Source organism: Zavarzinella sp., assembly GCA_041399155.1.
In the GTDB taxonomy this organism is placed as follows: Bacteria; Planctomycetota; Planctomycetia; order Gemmatales; family Gemmataceae; genus JAWKTI01.
The window spans coordinates 1-11,173 of record JAWKTI010000005.1 but is presented as its reverse complement, the minus strand read 5'-3'; the positions used below and the strand labels follow the sequence as shown (position 1 = coordinate 11,173).

The window sequence follows — 11,173 nt, the reverse complement described above, 5'->3', positions numbered from 1 at the left end:
TGTGCTGGTGAGTGCCTAAACTAATTCATCACCAGAAACGAGTGCACTCCCATGGCGGCTAATCGCTATCTCACCTCATTTGATGCCCGCACCGCTTACCACCAGTTTACGGACATTCTGATCATCGGTGCCGGTATCGCTGGCACACGGGCTGCTCTGGAAATCCCGGATTCACTGCAGGTGATGGTGCTTTCGAAAGATTCGATCCGAGAAAGTAACAGTACCTATGCCCAGGGCGGGATTGCCGGGGTAATCTCTCCAGAAGATACTTTCGAAAAACATATTGAAGACACCCACATTGCGGGTGCGGGGTTATGTGACCCGGAGATTGTCGAAACTGTCATCCGCGAAGCACCGCAGCAGATTAATGACCTGATACGCTTTGGCGTCAATTTTGATCTGGAAAATGGTGAACTGGCACTGACTCGTGAAGGTGGGCATTCCCACAGACGGATCGTGCATGCGTTGGGCGATGCCACGGGCCATGAAGTGATGCGTGCACTGATCCATTGTGTCCGTGAACGGCCGAATCTTGTGATCGAAGGGAACGCTTTTCTGCTTGACCTGCTCACTCACGATGGCCAGTGTGTCGGGGCAATCATCCACAAAACAGGCATTGGTAACGTACTGGTGTGGGCAAAAGCAGTAATTTTAACTTCCGGTGGCTGTGGGATGGTGTACCGCGAAACCACCAATCCTCCCATTGCCACGGGTGATGGCATTGCCGCCGCTTATCGTGCGGGTGCGGAAGTGCGAGACATGGAGTTTATGCAGTTTCACCCCACGGTGCTGTACGTGGCAGGGTCTTCGCGTACTCTGATCAGCGAAGCGGTGCGGGGTGAAGGTGCCTACCTGCGGGATGTGAACGGCGAACGGTTCATGCTGAAAGAAGACGACCGTGCTGAATTAGCCCCACGGGATGTCGTATCGCAGGCAATTTTCCGGTGCATGGAAGCGACGCGCCATCCGAATGTCTACCTGGATTTATCCCACCTGCCCCATGAAAGAGTGATTGAACGTTTTCCAGGGATCCGGCGGGCCTGTGCCGAGTTTGGGCTGGATATTACCCGCGACTGGATTCCGGTGCGACCCGGTGCCCACTATATGGTGGGTGGGGTTTCGGTCGATCTGAACGCACGCACCACGATTCCCGGATTGTGGGCAGCGGGTGAAGTGTCCGCCAGCGGTTTGCATGGTGCCAACCGGCTGGCCTCCAACAGCCTGATCGAGGGATTGGTTTACGGCACGCGGGCTGCAACCGATGCCGTCCGAAGCTGTGAAAACTTTCCATTTCGATTGCCACTACCGCTTTCTCATCTTTTGTCTCGCCGCACCAAGGAACAATCGATCGACATCGACGACATGACGAACGCACTTCGCAGTATGATGGTGCGACACATGGGGATCGTGCGGGAACGAAAAAGGATGCAGGATGCCCACCGCGATGTGGAATTCTGGAGTAAATATGCTTTGGAACAGGAATTTCATGAGCAACGGGGTTGGGAACTGCAGAATCTGCTCACTGTCGCACAATTAATGATTCAAGGAGCGTTAGCTCGTGAAGAATCCCGGGGGACCCACTTTCGTGCAGACTTCCCGAAACGGAATGATGAGCAATGGATACGCCATATTGCGATGAAGCGTTCCGCGTGACAGTTATTATTGTCGATAAGCTTTGAAAACTCGAAAGGCAGCATCACTGGAAGTATGCTCCCATTTGGTGGCTTTGCCATCTTTATCCAGTTCTACAACTTTCCCCTGGCCCTGAATGCCCACCAGTGTGTTGCCGGTTCGTAATCGCTGTACCGATGTGGCGGTGCTGGTCACCGTTCCCGTCCACACCGATTTTCCAGTCGTCATATCGTATGCAACTACACGGTTCTGCAAGGTGACCAATACGCTATTATTTTTTAACACCTGCATGTCCGAGTAATAATTCACCCCACCACCCACATTGATTGTCTTGATCGATTTCCCCTGACGGTCGATCTGAATGACCTGCCCTTGCTGGGTTAGAATCAGATACTCCCCTTTGGGGGTGCGGGCACCCGCAACAATGTCGTATTCGTTGCGTATGAAGCTGAACAACTGTTTTCGGTTGGCATTTTCGCCTTTATCCCACTCAATAATCTGATTTCGGCCCACTGCCCATGTCACACCGTTGGGCAGCATCCCACAATTCACCGGATTGTTGATCGACAAAGTCCAGAGTTCTTTGCCACTGATTTCGCGTAAAAACACCCGACTTCGATTGTGCTCTGCAATCAGTATCTTCTTACCTGGCAATACTTTACAATCGGTGGGCCAGTTCAGGTTCGGTACTTTCCATTTTTCTTTGTTGTCGGAGCCATATGCCGCAATCTGCCCCAGTCCTCCACGCAGTGGGGTCTGCAGCACCAGGAGAAGGCCAAAGGAGGCATCATCGGAAAGCTTGGCCATATCCACTTTGGCTTCGTTACTTTCCCACCACTGCTTCCAGGCGGCCTGGGCGGCGGTGCGGTCTTTGGCATCTCCCGAAAACGAAACGGTGGGGCCTGTTTCTCCTGCCAATCGCCACAGTAAATCTTCGCCCAGATAGACTTCATCTGACTGAATACTGCCCATCTGCTCGATCAGGCTGGCAACTAATGATTTATCGCGGTTTTCTTCCACCAGAATGACCGTTACTTTGAAGCGGATGATGGGATCTGTTTCACTTTTCAGAAATGCCTTCATGCGGGCCCGCGAGGCCTGATCGGTGGTTTTTGTGAAGGCGAGCGCTGCTTCCAACCGCTTGATGGCATCTTTGCTCTGCAACCAGCTTTCCAGTGCGGCATTTGGCTTGCCGTTGGTCACTGCCGACAGCACAAAAGACTCGCGGATTTCATCTTTCACAGATTCTTCATCTGTTTGCAGAAAATAAGCCATCAGGCCAGGGATAATATCGTCTGATTTGTGGTTGCGCAGTAACCGAATACAGGCACGCGATACTTCACTGGTGGGAACCTGCTCAACCTTCGCGAGAGCATATTCTGCACGCCAGGCGATCTCTGCATCATTGTTTTTAGCTGCATTTTTCAACAGGTTAATTGCCGGAACTCCTGTAGCCACCAACTTTTGCGTCGCTTCTACCCGTTTGTCGAAGTCGTCGACCCCCAGTTGATTGATCAGTTGTTCAATTTGTTCTTTGGTATTCGCCGAAACGGACAAGGTTTTGAAAAAACCCAGCATTGAGGCGGGCTCGTCTTTCAGGTCCACCTTACCAATCAGCTTCAAATCAGCCGTTTTCTGATCGACTGGCTTCTCATTATTTGGATCTTCGGGATCGTCATCAAGTTGTACCGCAGGAACAGGCTGGGCAATTTGAATCTGCTGGCGGATAATGAGCTTCTGTGCCCACACTTCCGACAGAAAGAATGAACATAACACTATGGAAAGTAAGAAGTTACGTCGAAAACTCAGTTGCAGCATCTAGCATCCCCACTTGGGCAAAAAAATCATCCAACTGTCATCATATTAACGGGTCAACAGGAAAGAACGAATACCACTTCGCAGCAATAACCGAAAAACTACCTGATTACCCATTTTCTCACCAATTTCTCACCAATTCGCGATTGTAACAACCATTGTTACAAAAAACTCTCTGCCCATCCAATCTTTCGTGGTACCATCATCGTCATATTCGTGTGATGTTGTATTTCAGGACACCAGACGAACCTTTCCGGGTGTAAATGATGAAAAACTTGAATCAGATGAAAAGTAATCGAAAATGGTGGGTGGCAGCCGCACTGACAGCCGTGCTGGGTGGTGCCGCATTCTTTACCCAGCAGGCCATTACCGCACCTGGGGATCAACCAGCAGGCAAAACCCAACCGGTGGTAGCCCAGGGTGATCTTCAGCAGGCAGTTTCCCTGCCGATCTCCCAAGTCATTCTGTTTAATTCCGGTGTGGGCCATTTTACCCGCTCTGGTGAAGTCACGAACCACGCCCGGGTGGACCTCACTTTCCAAGAAGACGACATCAACGACTTGATTAAGTCGATGACACTGCGGGATTATTCCGAAACTGGACGGATTTCGGCAGTTACGTACGATTCCCGCGATCCGATCGACCGCACGCTGAAAAGTTTTGCAATCGATCTGAACGGGAATCCCACCTTTTCGTCGATTTTGAATCAGGCACGTGGGGAACCGGTCGAAGTTACTCTGCTGAATAACGCGAACCAGCCAGGCAATCTGGTGGGCAAAATTGTCGGTGTTGAAAAGCAGAAAGTGGCCAGCAAAGATGGCTCTGCAGAAGCGGAAGTACTGAACCTGTGGTGTGCGGAAGGGATGCGTTCGGTCAAACTGAACGAAGTACAGCGCCTCCGATTCTCCAATCCCGTGATAGAAAACGAAATGCGTCGGGCACTGGAAACATTAAGCCAGAGCCACGATTCGCAAAAGAAAGCAGTCAGCATTTACTTTGATGGTGAAGGCAAACGCAAAGTGGATGTGGGTTATGTGATCGAAAACCCGATCTGGAAAACTAGTTACCGCCTGGTGCTGAAGAAAGATGGCAGTCCTTTCCTGCAGGGTTGGGCTGTGGTAGAAAACCCCACCGATGAAGACTGGGAAGGGGTCAGCATGGCCCTGGTTTCCGGCAGGCCAATTTCGTTCCAGATGGATCTCTACAATCCGTTGTACATTACCAGACCTGTTGTGGAACCGGAACTGTTCGCCGGTCTGCGACCACCCACCTATGACCGGGCATTTGTACAAGATAAATCTGGTAATGGGGCGCCAAGAGAAGCGCTTGCTCAATTAAAGTCAGAGGCTGAATCACTAAGGCGAAATTTGAGCAGCATGGATGGGGCAGAAAGAAAACTAGTTGAACGCAATTTTGCCAAAGAAGTCGCTGAAAAACTGAATAATGACCTCGATCTGGGTCGCAATGTGCAATCGGTGGCCACTGCTGCCGCACTGGGCGATTACCACCAGTACATTATTGAGCACCCCGTATCGCTGGGTCGTCAGAAATCAGCATTACTGCCAATCGTCAACAAAGATGTAGGTGGGCAGCGTGTCAGCATTTACAACCAGAATGTTCAGGCAAAACACCCACTGCTAGGTTTGCGGTTCAAAAACAGTTCCGGCATGCCATTGATGCAGGGCCCCATTACCGTGTTTGAAGGTTCTGTCTATGCGGGCGATTCCGTATTCTGGATCTGCAAAAAGATGAAGAACGCCTTATCAGTTATGCGGTCGATCTGGGCATGGAAGTGTCTCCCAAGCGGGGCAACAACACTTCCAAAATCACTGAAGTAAAAGCAGTGAAGGGCATGATCTACACCAAAACGCTGTTCCGCGAAGAACTGGTGTACAACATCTCTAACCGCAACGATAAAGAACGCACGCTGCTGCTGGAACATGCAAATCGAAAAGACCAGGGCTTTACCTTTGTGGGTGAAAACAGCAAGCCACTTGAAGAAGCCAACGATGTGTTCCGCTTCCAGGTTTCTGTGCCAGCAAAGAAAGATCTCAGCTACACCATTGTGGAAGAGCGTTCGGCGGGTACATCGGTTCAACTGACCAATAATGCTGATGATACGATCCGTTACTTCATCAACTTGCGTGAAGCACCAGAAGCGTTGAAGCTGAAGCTGAAAGAAGCCCTGACCATCAAGTCCACGTGGGATACGGTGCGACAGGACATTCAGGTGGCAGAACGCCGGATTGAAACGATCACCCGAGATCAGGATCGCCTGCGGAAGAACCTGCGGGAAACGCCCCAGAGATCGAAGTTGTACAAGGATTACCTGAAGACACTGGAAGATCAGGAAGCAGAAATGAAGAAACTGCACGAAGATCTGAAAGCGATGCAGGCCAAAGAAGCTACTTCCCGCAAAGCACTGGATAGCTATCTGGCAAATCTGTCTGCTGAATAGTGACAACACAACGAACTTTAACAATAGGATTTTTCACAGGAAACTACAATGAAAAATAATCGAAAATGGTGGGTGGCAGCCGCACTGGCAGCAGTTCTGGGTGGTGCCGCATTCTTTACTCAGCAGGCAATTACCGCACCAGGGGATAAACCAGCTGGCAAAACTCAACCGGTGGTAGCCAGGGTGATCTTCAGCAGGCAGTCTCCCTGCCGATCTCTCAGGTCATTCTGTTTAATTCCGGTGTGGGCCATTTTACCCGCTCTGGTGAAGTTACCGACCATGCTCGCGTCGACCTGACCTTTCAGGAAGATGATATCAACGACCTGATCAAATCGATGACGCTGCGGGATTATTCTGAAACCGGACGTATATCCGCAGTTACATACGATTCCCGCGATCCGATCGACCGCACTTTAAGAAGTTTTGCAATCGATTTGAACAACAATCCCACCTTTTCCTCGATTCTGAATCAGGCACGTGGGGAACCGGTCGAAGTTACTCTGTTGAATAACGCGAACCAGCCAGGCAACCTGGTGGGCAAAATTGTCGGTGTTGAAAAGCAGAAAGTGGCCAGCAAAGATGGTGCCACCGAAGCGGAAGTGCTGAACTTGTGGTGTGCGGAAGGAATGCGTTCGGTCAAACTGAACGAAGTACAGCGTCTGCGGTTTTCGAATCCCGTGATTGAAAACGAAATGCGTCGGGCTCTGGAAACCTTAAGCCTCAGCCATGATGCCGAGAAAAAAGCAGTAAGCATTTACTTTGATGGTGAAGGCAAACGCAAAGTCGATGTGGGTTATGTGATCGAAAACCCGATCTGGAAAACCAGCTACCGCCTGGTGCTGAAGAAAGATGGCAGTCCTTTCCTGCAGGGTTGGGCTGTGGTAGAAAACCCCACCGACGAAGACTGGGAAGGAGTCAGCATGGCCCTGGTTTCCGGTCGGCCTATTTCGTTCCAGATGGATCTCTACAATCCGTTATACATTACCCGACCAGTTGTGGAACCGGAACTGTTCGCTGGTTTGCGACCACCCACCTATCAAGGTGGGTTTGGCAGAGAATCTGTGCAATTAGCGATGGAACCAAGTGCCGACAAGTTAGCGAAGACCAAAGATGCGAATTTTGATCGCCGTGCCTCTGCAGCACCCGCAGCAAAACCTGGCTTCGGAGGCGGTAAGGGAAATGCAATGGATGCCAAGAAACGCCAGGAGGCAGAGTGGGCAGGCCGACTTGCGGAACAGTTGAAGAGTGAACTCGATCTGGGTCGCAATGTGCAATCGGTGGCCACTGCTGCCGCACTGGGCGATTACCACCAGTACATTATTGAGCACCCCGTATCGCTGGGCCGGCAGAAGTCTGCCTTACTGCCAATCGTCAACAAAGATGTTGGTGGGCAGCGTGTCAGCATTTACAATCAGAGCGTTCAGGCAAAACACCCACTGTTAGGTCTTCGGTTCAAAAACAGTTCCGGCATGCCATTGATGCAGGGCCCCATTACCGTATTTGAAGGTTCTGTCTATGCGGGCGATTCCCGAATTCTGGACCTGCAGAAAGATGAAGAGCGTCTCATCAGTTATGCGGTTGATCTGGGCATGGAAGTGAGTCCCAAGCGGGGGAACAACACTTCCAAAATCACCGAAGTAAAAGCGGTGAAGGGTGTTATCTACACCAAGACCCTGTTCCGCGAAGAACTGGTGTATAACATCTCCAATCGCAACGATAAAGAACGCACTCTGTTGCTGGAACACGCGAATCGCAAAGATCAGGGTTTTACCTTTGTTGGTGAAAACAGCAAACCACTGGAAGAAGCCAATGATGTCTTCCGCTTCCAGGTTTCCGTGCCAGCGAAGAAAGATCTCAGCTACACCGTTGTGGAAGAGCGATCATCAGGAACTTCCATCCAACTGACGAACAATGCCGATGACACCATCCGCTATTTCATCAACTTGCGTGAAGCACCAGAGGCGTTGAAGATCAAATTGAAAGATGCAATGTCCATGAAGGCCACCTGGGACATGTTACGGCAGGATATTTCGGTTACCCAACGCCGTATCGATACGATCACCCGAGATCAGGATCGTCTGCGGAAGAACCTGCGAGAAACTCCCCAGGAATCGAAGTTGTACAAGGATTATCTGAAAACACTGGAAGATCAGGAAGCAGAAATGAAAAAACTGCATGAAGATCTGAAAGGTCTGCAGGCCAAAGAAGCAACTTCCCGCAAATCACTGGATAGCTACCTCGCAAACCTGACAGCAGAGTAATAGACAAGGACGTTTGGAAACAAAATAACACAGTAAGGACAATGAGATACCAAGTATGAAAAGTATAAAAAATAATCGAAAATGGTGGGTGGCAGCCGCACTGACAGCAGTGCTGGGTGGTGCCGCATTCTTTACTCAGCAGGCAATTACCGCACCTGGGGATCAACCAGCAGGCAAAACACAACCGGTGGTAGCCCAGGGTGATCTTCAGCAGGCAGTCTCGCTGCCGATCTCTCAGGTCATTCTGTTTAATTCCGGTGTGGGCCACTTTACCCGTTCTGGTGAAGTTACCGACCACGCCCGGGTTGACCTGACCTTTCAGGAAGACGACATCAACGACCTGATTAAGTCGATGACACTGCGGGATTATTCCGAAACCGGACGGATTTCTGCAGTTACTTACGATTCCCGCGATCCGATCGACCGCACGCTGAAAAGTTTTGCAATCGATTTGAATAACAATCCCACCTTTTCCTCGATTCTGAATCAGGCACGTGGGGAACCGGTCGAAGTTACTTTGTTGAATAACGCGAACCAGCCAGGCAACCTGGTGGGCAAAATCGTGGGTGTTGAAAAGCAGAAAGTGGCCAGCAAAGATGGTGCCACCGAAGCGGAAGTGCTGAACCTGTGGTGTGCGGAAGGAATGCGTTCGGTCAAACTGAACGAAGTGCAGCGTCTGCGGTTTTCCAACCCTGTGATTGAAAACGAAATGCGTCGGGCACTGGAAACATTAAGCCAGAGCCACGATTCACAAAAGAAAGCAGTGAGCATTTACTTTGACGGTGAAGGGAAACGCAAAGTCGATGTGGGTTATGTGATCGAAAACCCAATCTGGAAAACCAGTTACCGCCTGGTGCTAAAGAAAGATGGCAGTCCTTTCCTGCAGGGTTGGGCTGTGGTAGAAAACCCCACCGATGAAGACTGGGAAGGGGTCAGCATGGCCTTGGTTTCCGGCAGGCCAATTTCGTTCCAGATGGATCTCTACAATCCGTTGTATATCACCAGACCTGTTGTCGAACCGGAACTGTTCGCTGGTCTGCGTCCTCCCACTTACGATCGGGTGTTTGCCAGAGAAAATAACAACGGGCTTCCTCCGATCAACTCGCCCCAGCCAGCAATGGAAGAAATGGCGAAGAAATCTATGCAGGAGCAACAACTTCGTTTTAGGGGTGGTGCTGATCCCAAAGAACTGAAGCAGGCTGAAAAAATGTATGCTGCAGATCTTGCTGCCAACTTGCGGAAGGATCTGGATCTTGGGCGTAATGTGCAATCGGTAGCTACTGCCGCCGCTTTGGGCGATTACCACCAATACATTATTGAGCATCCCGTATCGCTGGGCCGTCAGAAATCAGCATTGCTGCCAATCGTCAACAAAGATGTTGGTGGGCAGCGTGTCAGTATTTACAACCAGAGCGTTCAAGCAAAACACCCACTGCTCGGACTGCGGTTCAAAAACAGTTCCGGCATGCCACTGATGCAAGGACCGATTACCGTGTTTGAAGGTTCTGTCTACGCGGGCGATTCCCGAATTCTGGATCTGCAGAAAGATGAAGAACGGCTCATCAGCTATGCAGTCGATCTGGGTATGGAAGTGAGTCCCAAGCGGGGCAACAATACCTCCAAAATAACGGAAGTAAAAGCTGTCAAGGGGGTCGTTTACACGAAGACATTGTTCCGTGAAGAACTCGTGTACAACATTTCTAACCGCAACGATAAAGAACGCACGCTGCTGCTGGAACATGCCAATCGCAAAGATCAGGGTTTCACCTTCGTAGGCGAAAACAGCAAGCCACTCGAAGAAGCCAACGATGTCTTCCGCTTCCAGGTTTCCGTGCCAGCGAAGAAAGATCTCAGCTACACCATCGTGGAAGAACGTTCGGCGGGTACTTCGGTCCAACTGACCAACAATGCCGATGATACGATCCGTTACTTCATCAACTTGCGTGAAGCACCAGAAGCGTTGAAACTGAAGTTGAAAGAAGCTCTGACGATCAAGTCCACGTGGGACATCGTGCGACAGGATATTCAGGTGGCAGAACGCCGGATTGAAACGATCACCCGAGATCAGGATCGCCTGCGGAAGAACCTGCGGGAAACGCCCCAGGAATCGAAGTTGTACAAGGATTACCTGAAGACACTGGAAGATCAGGAAGCAGAAATGAAGAAACTGCACGAAGATCTGAAAGCGATGCAGGCCAAAGAAGCTACTTCCCGCAAAGCACTGGATAGCTATCTGGCAAATCTGTCTGCTGAATAGTGACAACACAACGAACTTTAACAATAGGATTTTTTCACAGGAAACTACAATGAAAAATAATCGAAAATGGTGGGTGGCAGCCGCACTGGCAGCAGTTCTGGGTGGTGCCGCATTCTTTACTCAGCAGGCAATTACCGCACCAGGGGATAAACCAGCTGGCAAAACTCAACCGGTGGTAGCCCAGGGTGATCTTCAGCAGGCAGTCTCCCTGCCGATCTCTCAGGTCATTCTGTTTAATTCCGGTGTGGGCCATTTTACCCGCTCTGGTGAAGTTACCGACCATGCTCGCGTCGACCTGACCTTTCAGGAAGATGATATCAACGACCTGATCAAATCGATGACGCTGCGGGATTATTCTGAAACCGGACGTATATCCGCAGTTACATACGATTCCCGCGATCCGATCGACCGCACTTTAAGAAGTTTTGCAATCGATTTGAACAACAATCCCACCTTTTCCTCGATTCTGAATCAGGCACGTGGGGAACCGGTCGAAGTTACTCTGTTGAATAACGCGAACCAGCCAGGCAACCTGGTGGGCAAAATTGTCGGTGTTGAAAAGCAGAAAGTGGCCAGCAAAGATGGTGCCACCGAAGCGGAAGTGCTGAACTTGTGGTGTGCGGAAGGAATGCGTTCGGTCAAACTGAACGAAGTACAGCGTCTGCGGTTTTCGAATCCCGTGATTGAAAACGAAATGCGTCGGGCTCTGGAAACCTTAAGCCTCAGCCATGATGCCGAGAAAAAAGCAGT

General features: G+C 50.5%; 8 protein-coding genes. 7 read left to right on the top strand and 1 reads right to left on the bottom strand.

Annotated elements, in window-relative coordinates:
* Positions 1-51 precede the first annotated feature (51 nt).
* Positions 52-1,653, top strand: coding sequence for an L-aspartate oxidase (gene nadB, locus R3B84_20535; protein ID MEZ6142959.1), 1,602 nt, complete (start codon positions 52-54; stop codon positions 1,651-1,653).
* Between the two features lie 6 nt (positions 1,654-1,659).
* Here nadB and R3B84_20530 read toward each other — a convergent pair whose 3' ends face one another.
* Positions 1,660-3,450 carry a PQQ-binding-like beta-propeller repeat protein gene (locus tag R3B84_20530; GenBank protein ID MEZ6142958.1) on the bottom strand — a complete coding sequence of 597 codons (1,791 nt, stop codon included), beginning with the start codon at positions 3,448-3,450 and terminating at the stop codon, positions 1,660-1,662.
* Positions 3,451-3,731: 281 nt separating this feature from the next.
* Between R3B84_20530 and R3B84_20525 the strand changes: the two genes are divergently transcribed.
* The 6 genes from R3B84_20525 to R3B84_20500 all read left to right on the top strand — a co-directional run.
* Entirely contained in the window at positions 3,732-5,285 is a 1,554-nt protein-coding gene (locus R3B84_20525) for a hypothetical protein (protein ID MEZ6142957.1), read from the top strand.
* Entirely contained in the window at positions 5,234-5,905 is a 672-nt protein-coding gene (locus R3B84_20520; protein ID MEZ6142956.1) for a hypothetical protein, read from the top strand. The genes R3B84_20525 and R3B84_20520 overlap by 52 nt, the downstream gene beginning before the upstream one ends.
* 48 nt (positions 5,906-5,953) lie before the next feature.
* Positions 5,954-6,202 (top strand): hypothetical protein, encoded by a 249-nt coding sequence (locus R3B84_20515; protein MEZ6142955.1) that lies wholly within the window; start codon positions 5,954-5,956, stop codon positions 6,200-6,202.
* Positions 6,148-8,166, top strand: a complete 2,019-nt coding sequence (locus tag R3B84_20510) for a DUF4139 domain-containing protein (protein ID MEZ6142954.1) — start codon at positions 6,148-6,150, stop codon at positions 8,164-8,166. The genes R3B84_20515 and R3B84_20510 overlap by 55 nt, the downstream gene beginning before the upstream one ends.
* A gap of 55 nt (positions 8,167-8,221) precedes the next feature.
* A complete protein-coding gene (locus tag R3B84_20505; GenBank protein MEZ6142953.1) occupies positions 8,222-10,423 on the top strand; it encodes a DUF4139 domain-containing protein in 2,202 nt (733 codons plus the stop codon).
* 49 nt (positions 10,424-10,472) lie between these two features.
* A partial coding sequence (locus tag R3B84_20500; GenBank protein MEZ6142952.1) for a DUF4139 domain-containing protein occupies positions 10,473-11,173 on the top strand: 701 nt, incomplete at its 3' end.